This window comes from Kitasatospora sp. NPDC086009 (assembly GCF_044540385.1).
Classification (GTDB): domain Bacteria; phylum Actinomycetota; class Actinomycetes; order Streptomycetales; family Streptomycetaceae; genus Kitasatospora.
Map to the genome: position 1 here is coordinate 39,654 of NZ_JBITSA010000022.1, position 14,193 is coordinate 53,846.

The following is a 14,193-nucleotide window of genomic DNA, read 5'->3' on the forward strand; positions in this document are numbered from 1 at the left end:
GAGGGCCGCATGACCGTACGGCGCGTGATGGGCATCGAGACCGAGTACGGGATCTCCGTACCCGGGCACCCCAACGCCAACGCCATGCTCACCTCGTCCCAGATCGTCAACGCGTACGCGGCGGCGATGCACCGGGCACGGCGGGCCCGTTGGGACTTCGAGGAGGAGAATCCGCTGCGCGACGCCCGGGGCTTCGACCTCGCGCGCGACGTGGCGGACGCCAGCCAGCTGACCGACGAGGACATCGGCCTCGCGAACATCATCCTCACCAACGGCGCGCGGTTCTACGTGGACCACGCGCACCCCGAGTACAGCTCGCCCGAGGTGACCAACCCGCGCGACGCCGTGCTCTGGGACAAGGCCGGCGAGCGGGTCATGGCGGCCGCCGCCCAGCGCGCCCTGGAACTGCCCAACGGGCAGACGATCCACCTGTACAAGAACAACACCGACAACAAGGGCGCCTCCTACGGCACCCACGAGAACTACCTGATGAAGCGGGCGACGCCGTTCGCCGACATCGTCCGCCACCTCACCCCGTTCTTCGTCTCCCGCCAGGTGGTCACCGGCGCCGGCCGCGTCGGCATCGGCCAGGACGGCTCGGCGAACGGCTTCCAGATCAGCCAGCGCGCCGACTACTTCGAGGTCGAGGTCGGCCTGGAGACGACGCTCAAGCGGCCGATCATCAACACCCGCGACGAACCGCACGCCGACGCCGAGAAGTACCGCCGGCTGCACGTGATCATCGGGGACGCCAACCTCTCCGAGATCTCCACCTACCTCAAGCTCGGGACCACCTCCCTGGTACTGGCGATGATCGAGGACTCCTTCATCGCCGCCGACCTCGCCGTCGACCAGCCGGTGCGCACCCTCCACCGGATCTCCCACGACCCGTCGCTGAAGCACCTCATCACGCTGCGCAACGGGCGCCGGCTCACCGCCGTCCAGCTCCAGCTGGAGTACTTCGAGCTGGCCCGCAAGTACGTCGAGGACCGCTTCGGCACCGACGCCGACGAGCAGACGGTGGACGTCCTCGCGCGCTGGGAGGATGTGCTGGGGCGGCTGGAGCGCGATCCGATGTCGCTCTCCCGGCAGCTGGACTGGATCGCCAAGCGGGAGATCCTGGAGGGCTACCGCAGCCGCGACGCGCTGGAGTGGGACAACTCCCGGCTGCACCTGGTCGACCTGCAGTACAGCGACGTACGGCCCGAGAAGGGCCTCTACAACCGTCTGGTGGCCCGTGGGCGGTTCGAGCGGCTGCTGACCGACGAGGAGGTCGAGCGGGCCGTCTCCAAGCCTCCGGAGGACACCAGGGCCTACTTCCGCGGGCGCTGTCTGGAGCAGTACGCGGACCACGTGGCAGCCGCCTCGTGGGACTCGGTGATCTTCGACCTACCCGGCCGCGACTCGCTCCAGCGGGTCCCGACGCTGGAGCCGCTGCGCGGCACCCGCAACCACGTCAAGGAGCTGCTGGACCGCTGCCGCACGGCCGAGGACCTGCTCCGGGTGCTGGCCGGCGGGTAACTTTTCGATCACCACGGGTGAACGTCCGCCGAATGGGAATCATCCGGGGTGACAGCGGGTGTTGGACAGGAAGCGCCACGGCAAACCGGAAGCGGTAGCCGCGCCCTGTGTATAGGGTCGGTGCAGCAAGCAGCGACCAAACCGTGCCAGACAGATCGAGCGGGGTGAGGGAAATGGCGAGCAAGGACACCGACGGCGGCCAGCAGCGGGCGAACCGCTCCTCCGAGGAGGTCGAGGAGCAGGCCGCGGAAGCGCAGAATTCCGACGACCTCAAGGAGCGCCAGGAAAAGCTCGGCGACGACGTCGACGCGGTTCTCGACGAAATCGACGAGGTCCTCGAGTCGAATGCCGAGGATTTTGTACGCCAATTCGTGCAAAAGGGCGGCGAGTAGCCCCGTTCGGGCATTCAGGGAATTCACGGTCGCGACCGCCGAGGGCGGACGGGCGGCAACGGCCGCCCGTCCGCCCCGGTCCGGCCCACCACGCATGGACGGTGATCGTCGGCGGGTAGGGTGCGGGCAGCGTGCGCTTCAAGCTACCTGGAAGGAATCGTGTGGAAGCCAACACTCGTGGCACCGGGCGTCTACCGGCTGCCTTCCTGACCCCGGGGTCCTCGTCGTTCCTCGACTTCCTGGCCGACCACCAGCCGGAGCTGATTCCCGGGCGCCGCGAGCTGCCCATGGGAGCGGTCGTCGAGGCCCCGCACGGGACGACGATCGTCGCGGCGGTGTTCGACGGCGGTGTGGTCATCGCCGGTGACCGCCGGGCGACCATGGGCAACGTGATCGCCCAGCGTGACATCGAGAAGGTCTTCCCGGCCGACGAGTACAGCGCGGTGGGCATCGCCGGCACCGCCGGCCTCGCCGTCGAGATGGTCCGGCTGTTCCAGCTGGAGCTGGAGCACTACGAGAAGATCGAGGGCACCGTGCTCTCGCTGGAGGGCAAGGCCAACCGCCTCACCACCATGATCCGGGGCAACCTCGGCATGGCGATGCAGGGCCTCGCGGTCGTCCCGCTCTTCGCCGGTTACGACCTCGACCTCGGTCGCGGCCGGATCTTCACCTACGACGTCACCGGCGGCCGCTCCGAGGAGCGCGGGTTCGCCGCCACCGGCTCCGGTTCGGTGTTCGCCCGCGGCTCGATGAAGAAGCTCTACCGCGCGGACCTGACCGCCGAGCAGGCCGCCACCCTGGTCGTCCAGGCGCTCTACGACGCGGCCGACGACGACTCCGCCACCGGCGGTCCGGACCTCGCCCGGAAGATCTTCCCGATCGTCTCGCTGATCACCGAGGACGGCTTCCGCCGGCTCACCGAGGCCGAGGTCTCCGCGATCGCGGTCTCGATCACCGACGAGCGCCTGATCCGTCCCAACGGCCCGCAGGCCCCGCTGCTCTAGCCACACCTACCAAGGAAGGGACGACCGCCGGTGTCGACACCGTTCTACGTCTCGCCCCAGCAGGCCATGGCGGACCGCGCGGAGTACGCCCGCAAGGGCATCGCGCGTGGTCGCAGCGTGGTCGTGCTCACCTACGCCGACGGCATCGTCTTCGTCGCGGAGAACACCTCGCGGGCGCTCCACAAGGTCTCCGAGATCTACGACAAGATCGCCTTCGCGGCGGTCGGCCGCTACAACGAGTTCGAGAACCTGCGGATCGGCGGCGTCCGCTACGCCGACCTGCGCGGCTACTCCTACGACCGGGCGGACGTCACCGCCCGGGGCCTGGCCAACGTCTACGCCCAGACGCTCGGCACCATCTTCTCCTCGGTCGGCGAGAAGCCGTACGAGGTCGAGCTGATCGTGGCCGAGGTCGGCCGCACCCCGGACGAGGACCAGATCTACCGGCTCACCCCGGACGGCTCGGTCGTCGACGAGAAGAACTACGTGGTGGTCGGCGGCAACGCCGACTCGATCGGCAACTACCTGGGCCAGCGGCACCGCAGCGGGCTGTCCCTGACCGACGCGATCAAGGTCGCGGTGGACTCGCTCGCCCGGGACCCCAACGGCGGCTCCCCGCGGACCATGACCCCCGAGCAGCTGGAGGTGGCGGTCCTGGACCGCCAGCGCTTCCAGCAGCGCAAGTTCAAGCGCATCCTGGGCGGGCAGCTCGCCCGGCTGCTCGACGGCGACGAGTCCGCCGAGGCGGACGAGGACGAGAAGCCGGCGGCCAAGCCGCCGGCCGACCGGGCGGACGCGTCGGACGTGTCGGACGTGTCGGACCAGTCCGACTAGCAGTGCGGAGGAGTCCCGTACGGCGGCCGTCACCCGCCGCCGTACGGGCCCCTCCGGTGGCCCACGCAGAGAACGGACGCCTCGTGACTCCTCCCCAGCGGTCGAGACCGTGGGGCTCCACGCCGACCTGACGGCCGGCGCCCCCGGACGAGCCCTGCCCGTTGCCGAAGCAGGGGATCGGCCTACAAGGCCAGCTGCGGCCCGGTGCCGCAGAGTTCAGGATCCCGATCCGCGCACCGGCCGAAACCGGTGATTCCTTCGAGAGAAGGTGCCATGGACCGTCGAATTTTCGGGCTGGAGAACGAGTACGGCGTCACCTGCACGTTCCGGGGTCAGCGACGGCTGTCACCGGACGAGGTGGCGCGCTACCTCTTCCGCCGCGTTGTCTCCTGGGGCCGCAGCAGCAACGTGTTCCTGCGCAACGGCGCCCGCCTCTACCTCGACGTGGGCTCCCACCCCGAGTACGCCACTCCCGAGTGCGACGACGTCGTCGAGCTGGTGACGCACGACAAGGCGGGCGAGCGCATCCTCGAAGGGCTGCTGGTGGACGCCGAGCGGCGGCTGCACGAGGAGGGCATCGCGGGGGACGTCTACCTGTTCAAGAACAACACCGACTCGGCCGGAAACTCCTACGGCTGCCACGAGAACTACCTGGTGGCCCGGCACGGCGAGTTCTCCCGGCTGGCCGACGTACTGATCCCGTTCCTGGTGACCCGCCAGCTGATCTGCGGCGCCGGCAAGGTGCTGCAGACCCCGCGCGGCGCGGTGTTCTGCGTCAGCCAGCGCGCCGAGCACATCTGGGAGGGCGTCAGCTCCGCGACCACCCGCTCCCGCCCGATCATCAACACCCGCGACGAGCCGCACGCCGACGCCGAGCGCTACCGCCGGCTGCACGTCATCGTCGGCGACTCCAACATGTCCGAGACCACCACGCTGCTCAAGGTCGGCGCCACCGACCTGGTGCTCCGGCTGATCGAGGCCGGCGTGGTGATGCGCGACCTCACCCTGGAGAACCCGATCCGGGCGATCCGCGAGGTCAGCCACGACCTCACCGGCACCCACCAGGTCCGGCTCGCCAACGGCCGGGAGGCCAGCGCGCTGGACATCCAGGAGGAGTACTACAGCAAGGCGCTGGAGTTCGCCGACCGCAAGGGCATCAACACCGGCACCATCGCCCTGGTGCTGGACCTCTGGGGCCGCACCCTGGAGGCGATCCGCACCGACCGGCTGGACGGGGTGGCCACCGAGATCGACTGGATCATGAAGTACAAGCTCATCGAGCGCTACCGCGAGAAGCACCAGATGAGCATGTCCAACCCGCGGGTGGCCCAGATCGACCTCGCGTACCACGACATCCACCGCCGGCGCGGCCTGTTCTACCTGCTCCAGGGCAAGGGCCAGGCGAAGCGGATGACCACCGACCTCAAGACCTTCGAGGCCAAGTCCGTGCCGCCGCAGACCACCCGGGCCCGGCTGCGCGGCGACTTCATCCGCCGGGCGCAGGAGCAGCGCCGGGACTTCACGGTCGACTGGGTGCACCTGAAGCTGAACGACCAGGCCCAGCGGACGGTGCTCTGCAAGGACCCGTTCCGTTCGGTGGACGAGCGAGTGGAGAAGCTGATCGCGGGCATGTGAGGGCCCGTCCCGATGTGATCTTTGCGGTGTCCGGCCCCGGTGGTGTCTACCGGGGCCGGACGACGTCGGGGAATACGCTGTCCGTCGAGTCCGGAGAACCGACTTTGACCGACAGTTAGGAACGCCGTGCGCCGCACCGCCGGTTTGCTTCTCACCCTGCCCCTGCTGTTGGCGGTCGCCTGCAGCAGCTCCACCAAGGCGACCAGCCCGGCGACGCCCACGGCGTCCAGCGCGGCCCCCACGGTGCCCGCGCCGGTGAACGAGGCCTCGCCGATGCCGACCCTGTCGGGCGGCGGGTTCGGGAGCAAGGCCACCATCACCATCCCGGACGGCGCGCCGAGCGGTCAGTTCGTGGTGAACACCGTCAGTGAGGGCGACCGCTCCACGGTCAACAAGGGCGACTGGGTGACGGTGAACTACTCGGCGAAGGACTGGACGACGGGCAAGGACCTGCCCAGCTCCTACGACGAGGGCGGCAAGCCGCAGCTGTACCAGGCGGGCAGCGGGCAGCTGGTGCCCGCCTTCGACCAGAGCGTGATCGGCAAGAAGGTCGGCAGCCGGCTGCTGGTGGTGGCCCCGCCGGCCGCGGCGTTCGGCACCCAGGGCAACAACCAGCTCGGGGTGGCGCCGGGCGACACCGTGGTGTTCGTACTGGACATCATGGAGAGCCTGCCGCAGGACTCCACGCTCTCCGGCACGATGACCCAGCCGCCGGCGAACCTCCCGCAGGTGAAGGACAACGGCAAGGCCGCTGTGACGATCACCATCCCGCCCGGCCAGGCCGCGCCCACCGACCTCCAGCAGGCCGTGCTGATCAAGGGCGAGGGCAAGCCGGTGAAGTCCGGCCAGACCCTGGTCGTGCAGTACACCGGGGTGCTCTGGAGCAACGGCCAGCAGTTCGACTCGTCCTGGAGCCACGGCGGCGCGCAGGCGCTGCAGATCGGCACCGGCAGCGTGATCGAGGGCTGGGACAAGGGGCTGGTCGGCCAGACCGTCGGCAGCCGGGTGGAGCTGGTGGTGCCGCCGGCCCTCGGGTACAAGGACCAGGCGCAGGGCTCCGTCCCGCCGAACTCGACGCTGGTCTTCGTGATCGACATCCTTGAGGCGGTCTGACCGGGCGCCCCGGCCGGCGCTGGGTGCCGGCAGACCCTAGGAAGTGACGGGTGGGGTCCGTACGCTTGGGCGGGCGCTCGCACACGGAAGCGTCCGCCCTCATCCTGACCTGTCATACTGCCCTCGCACTGTGGTAGGCGCCGTCGGCGTCCGGGTTCCGGGCGGCAGTGCGACAGCACTCCGGCGCTCACCACGCCGGCCGAAGACCTCGAAGACCTCGTGGCGAGATGGATGGGGAGTCATGTCTGAGAAAGCGTCGAGCCCGGGCGGGGCCGGCACCGCGAACGGAAACTCCGCCGGTGACCCGGCTGACTCGCGGCCCGGTGGCCCGTTGCCCGGCGACGGTGAGTCGATCGTCGTCCCGCCGTCGATCCTGAAGCACTCGCCCGGCTGGGTGCGGCCGGACGAGGCCCAGGCGAAGCGGGCCGCGGGCGGGACGAAGACCGACGAGGCCCCGCAGATCTTCGCCTCGAACGTGCGCCGCCAGGACACCTCGGAGGCCGGGTACGACGAGAACCCGCCCGGGGTCGGCAGGCTGGGCGTGGTGCTCGGCACCGTGCTGGCCCTGCTGCTGGTCGGCAGCGGCATCACGCTGTACGTGGTGAACCGCGACGGCGGGTCCAAGTCGGACACCACCACGCAGGCCGACGCGGCCAAGTCCGCGCCGCCGACGCCGTCCGCCGAGCCGGTGCCGCCGATCAAGGACACCGCCAAGGTGCTGCCGACCATCACCGGCGAGTTCGGCAAGAAGGCCGGCATCGAGGTGCCCGGCGACCAGGCCGACGGCAGCTTCGTGGTCAAGGTCCTCTCCGAGGGCACCGGCCCCAAGGTCGAGAAGAACTCCTGGACCTCGGTCGACTACACCGCCAAGGACTGGACGACGGGCAAGGACATCCCGAGCTCGTACGACGACGCGGGCAAGCCGCAGATCTTCCAGGCCGGCACCGACGCGCTGATCCCGGCGCTCGACCAGGCCGTGGTCGGCAAGAAGGCCGGCAGCCGGGTGCTCGTGGTGGCCCCGCCGGCCGCCGCGTTCGGCGCGCAGGGCAACCCGAACATGTCGATCGGGGCCAAGGACAACCTGGTCTTCGTCATCGACATCCGCAACAGCAACGCGCCCGACGCGGTGCTCAGCGGCACCGTGACCCCGCCGCCCGCGGACTTCCCGCAGGTGAAGGACAACGGCAAGAAGCCGGCCGACATCACCCCGGTCCCCGGCGCCGCCGACCCGACCGAGCTGAAGTCGCACGTCCTGATCAAGGGCACCGGCCCGAAGGTGGAGAAGGGCGAGAAGGTCGTCGTCCAGTACACCGGCGCGCTGTTCAAGGACGGCAAGGTCTTCGACTCCTCGCTGAGCAAGGGCCAGGCGTTCTCGTTCCCGGTCGGTGGCGGCCAGGTCATCGCGGGCTGGGACCAGGGTCTGGAGGGCCAGACCGTGGGCAGCCGCGTCGAGCTGGTCATCCCCGCCTCGCTGGGTTACAAGGACCAGGCGCAGGGCGACATCCCGGCCAACTCCACCCTGGTGTTCGTCGTCGACATTCTCGATGCGGGTCAGGGCTGATCCACTTTCGGGTGACAATGGTGGGTGTATGACCTTCGGGACCGGCCGCGTGGCCGAGCCCGCACGGGCGGCGGGCGCCCGTACCGTGGTCCGGGTAACGGACCGGGTACGGGTGCCCGCCGCCTGGTCATGAACCGAACCAACCGCGAGAAGAGGCAGATGTGAGCAACAAGACGAAGCCGGAGATCGACTTCCCGGGCGGCGACGCGCCCACCGAGCTGCAGATCCGCGACATCGAGGTCGGCACCGGCGAGGAGGCCAAGCCGGGCCAGGTCGTCGAGGTGCACTACGTCGGTGTCACGTTCGAGTCCGGTGAGGAGTTCGACGCCAGCTGGAACCGCGGCAGCAGCTTCAAGTTCCCGCTCGGCGCCGGCCGCGTCATCAAGGGCTGGGACCAGGGCGTCGTCGGCATGAAGGTCGGCGGCCGCCGCGAGCTGGTCATCCCGGCGCACCTGGCGTACGGCAACCAGTCGCCGTCCCCGCTCATCCCGGCGGGCTCGACCCTGATCTTCGTCGTCGACCTGCTGGGCGTCTGAGCCGGTCGTGACCGAGGGCCGCACCCCCACCCCGGGGGTGCGGCCCTCGCGCGTTCGCGGACTCGGCTTTTGCAGTGCGTACCGCTACCGGTACGGTCGGTCCCGCCGGGTCGACCACTGCCCGGCGGGCGCACCCCGCGCGCGGCGCGGCACACCGGAAGGGTCAGCGATGGCGATCGCCAAGGCAGAGCGGCTGATGAATCTCGCCCTGTGCCTGATGAACACCAGACGTCCGCTCTCCAAGAAGGAGCTGCGGGAATCCATCGAGGCGTACCGCGAGGCCTGGCAGAACAGCAGCGAGGACGCCTTCAACCGGATGTTCGAGCGGGACAAGGACGACCTGCGCGAACTCGGTCTGGTCATCGACGTCGACGAGAACGCCCTGGACGGCGAGCTCGGCTACCTCGCCCGCGCCGACCGCAACCGGCTGCCGGAGATCGCCCTCGACGCCGAGGAGGCCGCCGCGCTCACCCTCGCCGCCCGGGTCTGGCAGCAGGCCAAGATGTCCGGCGCGGCCAGCGGCGCCCTGCAGAAGCTGCGCGCCGCCGGCGTCCCGTTCACCGAGACCGAGAGCCGCAGCGCCCTCGAACCGCGCATCCCCGCCCGGGAGGCCGCGTTCGAACCGCTGCTCACCGCCGCCCGCGACCGCCGCCCGGTCACCTTCGAGTACCGCAAGGCCGGCGCCGCCGCCGCCGAGCAGCGCACCGTGGAGCCCTGGGCGCTGGAGTGCTGGCGCGGCCACTGGTACCTGGCGGGCTGGGACCGCGACCGCTCCGACGCCCGGGTCTTCCGGCTCAGCCGGATCACCGGCAAGGTCCGCACCCGCTCCGGGGCGTTCCTCGGCACCGTCCCCGAGCACGTCGACGTCCGCGCCACGGTCGCCAAGTTCGCCGGTGAGGGCGCCACCGCGACGGCGGTCGTCAGGGTCCGCCGCGGTGCCGGCTTCCCGCTGCGCACCAAGGCGCTGAGCACCCGGCCGCAGTCCGCGGCCGACGAGGGCTGGGACGAGCTGGAGATCCCGTACGGCAACGGGCTCGGCGCCGACCTCGCCGAGTTCGGGCCGGACGTGCTGGTGATCGGTCCCGAGGAGCTGCGCGCCGACGTGATCGAGCGGCTGCGCGCGGTGGCCGGGGCGGGTGGCGCCGAGGGCGCCGCGGTGGAGAGTGCTGAAGGAGTGCGGGCATGAGCAACGCGATCGACCAGACCCGGCGGATGCTCTCGCTGGTCACCTACCTGCGCGAGCGGCCCGGCGCCGAGGTCGCCGAGGTGGCCCGGGCCTTCGGGATCACCGAGCGCGAGCTGATCGGCGACCTCAACGTGCTGCCGATGTGCGGCACCAGCTTCCGCGGCGGTGACCTGCTCGACATCGACACCGACGGCGAGCGGATCTGGTGGCACAACGTCGACGACGTCGCCCAGCCGCTGCGGCTGGCCGCGGACGAGGCGACCGCGCTGCTGGTCGCCGCCCGCGCGGTGGCGGGCCTGCCCGGTCTGCGGGCCGGTGACCGGGAGGCGCTCACCCGGGCCGTCGCCAAGATCGAGAACGCCGCCGGGGACAGCGCCGAGGGCAGCGCCCGGGTCGGTGTCACCTTCGAGGCGGAGAGCCACGTCTTCGCGGACATCGACCGTGCGCTGAGCGAGGGCCGGCGGCTCTGGCTGCGGTACTACTCGCACGGGCGCGGCGGCATGACCGAGCGCGAGGTCGACCCGATCCGGCTGCTCACCGAGGGCCACACCTACCTGGAGGCCTGGTGCCGGACCTCCGAGGACCACCGGATGTTCCGGCTCGACCGGGTCGCCGAGATCAAGGTGCTGGACATCCCCTCCGACCCGCCCAAGCGGGAGCCGCGCGACCTCTCGGGCGGGCTGGTCAACCCGTCCGCGACCGACCCCGAGGTGGTGGTCGAGGTGTCCTCCGGCGGGCGCTGGGTGGCCGAGTACTACACCCACGACCGGGCCGAGGAACTGCCCGACGGCGGGCTGCGGATCACCCTGCGCAGCGCCGACCCGTCCCAGCTGCGCCCGCTGGCGCTGCGGCTCGGCCGGGACGGGCGGATCGTCTCGCCGCCGGCGCTCGCCGAGCAGGCGCGGTCGGCGGCGCTCGAGGCGCTGGCCGGCTACGGGGAGGGGCAGGTCTGAGCCGTGGAGCCGGGTACCAGATTCAAGGTCTACTGCTCGGAGTGCCGGGAGAAGGTGGAGCTGCCCGCCGAGGAGTTCCGCCTCACGCTGGGCCGGACGCCGGCCCAGGCGCACTACAGCTTTGGCTGCCCGCTCTGCGGCGCCTCGGTCCGTAAGCAGGCGGGGGAGAAGATCGTGTCGGCGCTGACCGGCGCCGGGGTGCGGACGATGCGTCTCGTCCCGGCCGGGGGGCCGGGTGCGGCGGGGGCCGTCCTGCCGTCGGGCGGGACGGGTCGGGCCGAAGCCGGCGGATAGGGTGGGGGCCATGTCCTGGATGCTCGTCGCCGCCGTCCTGCTCGCCACCGCCGGTCTGCTGGTCCTCGGTGTCCTCGCGATCCGGCTCTGGCTGGACGTGCGGACGCTGGCCAAGGGAGTGGACACCGCCTCCCGGGCGCTGGCCGAGGCGGCCGGCGACCTCGCCGCGGCGGTTCCGGGCCGCTGAGCGGCCGGCCGGCCCGGGCGGGCGGCCGGTAACGGTTGACCGTCGCGAGGACTTCGGGGGTACGGGGGCTGCTGCCCGGAGGTTCGGGCGGGTTACGCTCTCAGCAGGCTCCTGAAGTGCGACGGGGGCCGCTGTCCTGTTCGGGCGGCCGTCGTCAGGGCGTCACTCGCAGCGGTTACCATCCCCGCAGCGGTGGCCTGCCGGTGTGCCGCCATGACTGAAGGTGGTCGAACATGCGGATCTCGCCGACCGCGATCCTGGTGATCGTGGTTCTTGCCATTCTGCTCTTCGGCGCCAAGCGGCTGCCCGACCTGGCGCGCTCGCTCGGCCAGTCCATGCGGATCCTGAAGAGCGAGACCAAGGCGATGCGTTCGGACGGTGCGGCGGACGAGAGCGCGCCGGCCCAGCCCGCGCCCGCCGTCGCGGCCGACCCCGCGAAGACGATCCAGGCCGCGCCGGGGGCGTCCGGGACGGCCCGGCCGGTGGCCGACCAGCCCACCGGGACGGGAACGGACGGTGGCGGCCCGCGTTGAGCGGTCCGCGGCGCACGTGGTGCACGTGACGCAAGCGACTACGGAGGCCCGTCGACCGGCGGGGCTCGACGCACGAGTTGAGGACCGGGGTTGAGCAAGCTCTCGAAGGCGTCGAAGACGTCCAAGGATCCTGAGGGGCGGATGGCCCTCGCCGACCACCTGCGGGAACTGCGGAACCGGGTGGTCAAGTCGGTCCTGGCGATCGTGGTCATCACGATCGTCGCTGCGATCTACCACAAGCAGCTCGAGGACTTCCTGCTGAAGCCGCTGCCGCACTGCACCGTGGAGACCGCCGACCAGTACCACGGCAAGTGCGCCCAGGTCTCCAACATCGGTCTGACCGCCGGTTTCACCTGGATGCTCAAGGTGTCGCTGACGGCCGGTGTGGTCGCGGCCGTGCCGGTCTGGCTCTACCAGGTCTGGGCCTTCGTCGCGCCGGGTCTGCACCGGCACGAGAAGAAGTACACGATCATCTTCATGGCCTGCGGGGCGCCGCTGTTCCTGGCCGGCGTGACCTGCGCCATCCTGGTGCTGCCGACCACGGTCGACGTACTGATCTCGTTCACCCCGAACAACACCACGCCGATCCTGCCGCCCGAGGACTACCTCGACATCGCGACCCGGATGGTGCTGGTCTTCGGCCTCGCCTTCGAGTTCCCGCTGCTGCTGGTGATGCTGAACATGGTCGGCATGGTCACCGGCAAGCGGCTGCTCGGCTGGTGGCGCGGCATGGTGCTGGCGATCACCGTCTTCGCCGCCTTCGCGACGCCGAGCGCCGAGCCCGTCAGCATGCTGGTGCTGGCCGCGCCGATCTGGGCGCTGTACTTCGTCGCGGTCGGGATCGCCATCGTGAACGACCGGCGCAAGGCCCGTCGCAACCCGGACCTCGGGCTGGACGACGAGGAGGCCTCGCACCTGGACCTCTCGGTGCAGCCGGTGGAGGGCACGGAGGCCGTCGAGGCCTCCAACGCGCCGGTGATCCCGGCGCCGGTGCCGGCCGCCCGGCACGAGCAGATGGACGACATCACGTGATGGGGTGACCCGCCTCGAAAGACCCCGGCCCCGCCGTTCCCCGGTGGGGCCGGGGTCTTTCGCATGGGCCCCGTCGTCGGGGAAGCCGCCGGTGGGGCGCCGTGCACGGGGGTTCCGGGGCCGGCCTCTCGGCCCGGAGCCGACCGGTCGGCGGGGCGCTCTTGGCAGGCACGATGGCATGTGACATATTACTGCGGTGTCCACGCCTCAGAGACCTCCCCTGGATGTCGTCGTGGTCGGCGCCGGCGTGGTCGGTGCCGCCTGCGCCTACTACGCCGCCCGCGCCGGGCTCGCCGTCGCCGTCATCGACCGGGGCCCCGTCGCCGGTGGCACCACCGGCGCGGGCGAGGGCAATCTGCTGGTCTCCGACAAGGAGCCCGGGCCGGAACTCGACCTCGCGCTGCTGTCCACCCGGCTCTGGCGCGAGCTCGCCGAGGAGCTCGGCGCCGCCGTCGAGTACGAGCCCAAGGGCGGCCTGGTGGTCGCCGACACCCCGGCCCGCCAGGACGCCCTGCGCGCCTTCGCCGCCGAGCAGGGGACGGTCGGCGTCACCGCCGAGGAGATCCCCGGCGAGCGGCTGCGCGAACTCGAACCGCACCTCGCCCCCGGGCTGGCCGGCGGGTTCCTCTACCCCCAGGACGCCCAGGTCCAGCCCGCCCTGGCCGCCGCGCACCTGCTGCGCGCCGCCCGCCGCGCGGGCGCGGTCCTGCACACCGGCGAGACCGTCCGGGCGGTGACCACCGGGCCGGACGGCGCCGTACGCGGCGTCGTCACCGGCCGGCGCCGGCTGGCGGCGCCGGCCGTGATCAACGCCGCCGGCACCTGGGGCGGCGAGCTGGCCGCGCTGGCCGGCGTGCACCTGCCGGTGCTGCCCCGCCGGGGCTTCGTCCTGGTGACCGAGCCGCTGCCGCGGATCGTCCGGCGCAAGGTCTACGCGGCCGACTACGTCGCGGACGTGGCCAGCGGTTCGGCCGCGTTGCAGACCTCGGCGGTGGTCGAGGGCACCCCCGGCGGTCCGGTGCTGATCGGCGCGAGCCGGGAGCGGGTCGGCTTCGACCGGACCCTCTCGGTGGAGGTGCTGCACCGGCTCGCCGCGCAGGCCGCCGCGCTCTTCCCGGTGCTCGCCGACGTCAGCGTGGTCCGCGCTTACCGGGGTTTCCGCCCGTACCTGCCGGACCACCTGCCCGCGATCGGCGCCGACCCGAGGGTGCCGGGGCTCCATCACGCCTGCGGCCACGAAGGGGCGGGCATCGGGCTCGCCCCGGCGACCGGGCTGCTGATCAGCGAGCAGCTCACCGGCAAGCGGCCGGAGCTGGACCTCGCGCCGTTCCGGGCGGACCGCTTCCCGGCCGGGGCGTGAACCCGTCCGCGGGCGGGCGGGCTCAGGGACGGACGGGCCGGGTGGGGCGGCC

General features: G+C 71.5%; 15 protein-coding genes. All 15 read left to right on the forward strand.

The window, feature by feature from the left end; genetic code table 11:
- The first annotated feature begins 9 nt into the window (after positions 1 to 9).
- The 15 genes from dop to ACIF6L_RS33780 all read left to right on the forward strand — a co-directional run bounded on the left by dop (position 10) and on the right by ACIF6L_RS33780 (position 14,141).
- Positions 10 to 1,521 (forward strand): depupylase/deamidase Dop, encoded by a 1,512-nt coding sequence (dop, locus tag ACIF6L_RS33710; RefSeq protein ID WP_359807198.1) that lies wholly within the window; start codon positions 10 to 12, stop codon positions 1,519 to 1,521.
- A gap of 173 nt (positions 1,522 to 1,694) precedes the next feature.
- The gene (locus ACIF6L_RS33715; RefSeq protein WP_329486932.1) at positions 1,695 to 1,913 is read left to right on the forward strand and encodes a ubiquitin-like protein Pup; all 219 of its coding nucleotides are present in this window, start codon (positions 1,695 to 1,697) and stop codon (positions 1,911 to 1,913) included.
- Positions 1,914 to 2,074: 161 nt separating this feature from the next.
- Positions 2,075 to 2,917 (forward strand): proteasome subunit beta, encoded by an 843-nt coding sequence (prcB, locus tag ACIF6L_RS33720; RefSeq protein WP_329486931.1) that lies wholly within the window; start codon positions 2,075 to 2,077, stop codon positions 2,915 to 2,917.
- Positions 2,918 to 2,947: 30 nt separating this feature from the next.
- Positions 2,948 to 3,751 carry a proteasome subunit alpha gene (gene prcA, locus ACIF6L_RS33725; protein ID WP_396489520.1) on the forward strand — a complete coding sequence of 268 codons (804 nt, stop codon included), beginning with the start codon at positions 2,948 to 2,950 and terminating at the stop codon, positions 3,749 to 3,751.
- A gap of 273 nt (positions 3,752 to 4,024) precedes the next feature.
- The gene (gene pafA / locus ACIF6L_RS33730; RefSeq protein WP_329486929.1) at positions 4,025 to 5,386 is read left to right on the forward strand and encodes a Pup--protein ligase; all 1,362 of its coding nucleotides are present in this window, start codon (positions 4,025 to 4,027) and stop codon (positions 5,384 to 5,386) included.
- A 126-nt stretch (positions 5,387 to 5,512) separates the two neighbouring features.
- On the forward strand, positions 5,513 to 6,499 hold the full coding sequence (locus ACIF6L_RS33735) for an FKBP-type peptidyl-prolyl cis-trans isomerase (RefSeq protein WP_329486928.1): 987 nt from the start codon (positions 5,513 to 5,515) through the stop codon (positions 6,497 to 6,499).
- A 331-nt stretch (positions 6,500 to 6,830) separates the two neighbouring features.
- A complete protein-coding gene (locus ACIF6L_RS33740) occupies positions 6,831 to 8,060 on the forward strand; it encodes an FKBP-type peptidyl-prolyl cis-trans isomerase (RefSeq protein WP_359839432.1) in 1,230 nt (409 codons plus the stop codon).
- Between the two features lie 161 nt (positions 8,061 to 8,221).
- Positions 8,222 to 8,596, forward strand: a complete 375-nt coding sequence (locus ACIF6L_RS33745) for an FKBP-type peptidyl-prolyl cis-trans isomerase (RefSeq protein ID WP_329486926.1) — start codon at positions 8,222 to 8,224, stop codon at positions 8,594 to 8,596.
- A gap of 169 nt (positions 8,597 to 8,765) precedes the next feature.
- Positions 8,766 to 9,782, forward strand: coding sequence for a WYL domain-containing protein (locus ACIF6L_RS33750; protein ID WP_329486925.1), 1,017 nt, complete (start codon positions 8,766 to 8,768; stop codon positions 9,780 to 9,782).
- Positions 9,779 to 10,735 (forward strand): WYL domain-containing protein, encoded by a 957-nt coding sequence (locus tag ACIF6L_RS33755; protein ID WP_329486924.1) that lies wholly within the window; start codon positions 9,779 to 9,781, stop codon positions 10,733 to 10,735. The genes ACIF6L_RS33750 and ACIF6L_RS33755 overlap by 4 nt, the downstream gene beginning before the upstream one ends.
- 3 nt (positions 10,736 to 10,738) lie before the next feature.
- Complete coding sequence (locus ACIF6L_RS33760) at positions 10,739 to 11,029, forward strand: hypothetical protein (protein ID WP_329486923.1); 291 nt, start codon at positions 10,739 to 10,741, stop codon at positions 11,027 to 11,029.
- A 10-nt stretch (positions 11,030 to 11,039) separates the two neighbouring features.
- The gene (locus tag ACIF6L_RS33765) at positions 11,040 to 11,216 is read left to right on the forward strand and encodes a hypothetical protein (RefSeq protein WP_329486922.1); all 177 of its coding nucleotides are present in this window, start codon (positions 11,040 to 11,042) and stop codon (positions 11,214 to 11,216) included.
- A 233-nt stretch (positions 11,217 to 11,449) separates the two neighbouring features.
- The gene (gene tatA / locus ACIF6L_RS33770) at positions 11,450 to 11,749 is read left to right on the forward strand and encodes a Sec-independent protein translocase subunit TatA (protein WP_396489523.1); all 300 of its coding nucleotides are present in this window, start codon (positions 11,450 to 11,452) and stop codon (positions 11,747 to 11,749) included.
- 141 nt (positions 11,750 to 11,890) lie between these two features.
- Positions 11,891 to 12,781, forward strand: coding sequence for a twin-arginine translocase subunit TatC (gene tatC / locus ACIF6L_RS33775; RefSeq protein ID WP_396489830.1), 891 nt, complete (start codon positions 11,891 to 11,893; stop codon positions 12,779 to 12,781).
- Positions 12,782 to 12,977: 196 nt separating this feature from the next.
- Positions 12,978 to 14,141, forward strand: coding sequence for an NAD(P)/FAD-dependent oxidoreductase (locus tag ACIF6L_RS33780; RefSeq protein WP_396489525.1), 1,164 nt, complete (start codon positions 12,978 to 12,980; stop codon positions 14,139 to 14,141).
- Positions 14,142 to 14,193 lie beyond the last annotated feature (52 nt).

Excerpts from the sequence above, each read along its gene's own strand:
- dop (WP_359807198.1), top strand. The coding sequence starts at position 10 with ATGACCGTACGGCGCGTGATGGGCATCGAGACCGAGTACGGGATCTCC.
- ACIF6L_RS33715 (WP_329486932.1), top strand. The coding sequence starts at position 1,695 with ATGGCGAGCAAGGACACCGACGGCGGCCAGCAGCGGGCGAACCGCTCC.
- pafA (WP_329486929.1), top strand. The coding sequence starts at position 4,025 with ATGGACCGTCGAATTTTCGGGCTGGAGAACGAGTACGGCGTCACCTGC.
- ACIF6L_RS33750 (WP_329486925.1), top strand. The coding sequence starts at position 8,766 with ATGGCGATCGCCAAGGCAGAGCGGCTGATGAATCTCGCCCTGTGCCTG.
- ACIF6L_RS33755 (WP_329486924.1), top strand. The coding sequence starts at position 9,779 with ATGAGCAACGCGATCGACCAGACCCGGCGGATGCTCTCGCTGGTCACC.
- ACIF6L_RS33765 (WP_329486922.1), top strand. The coding sequence starts at position 11,040 with ATGTCCTGGATGCTCGTCGCCGCCGTCCTGCTCGCCACCGCCGGTCTG.
- tatA (WP_396489523.1), top strand. The coding sequence starts at position 11,450 with ATGCGGATCTCGCCGACCGCGATCCTGGTGATCGTGGTTCTTGCCATT.
- tatC (WP_396489830.1), top strand. The coding sequence starts at position 11,891 with ATGGCCCTCGCCGACCACCTGCGGGAACTGCGGAACCGGGTGGTCAAG.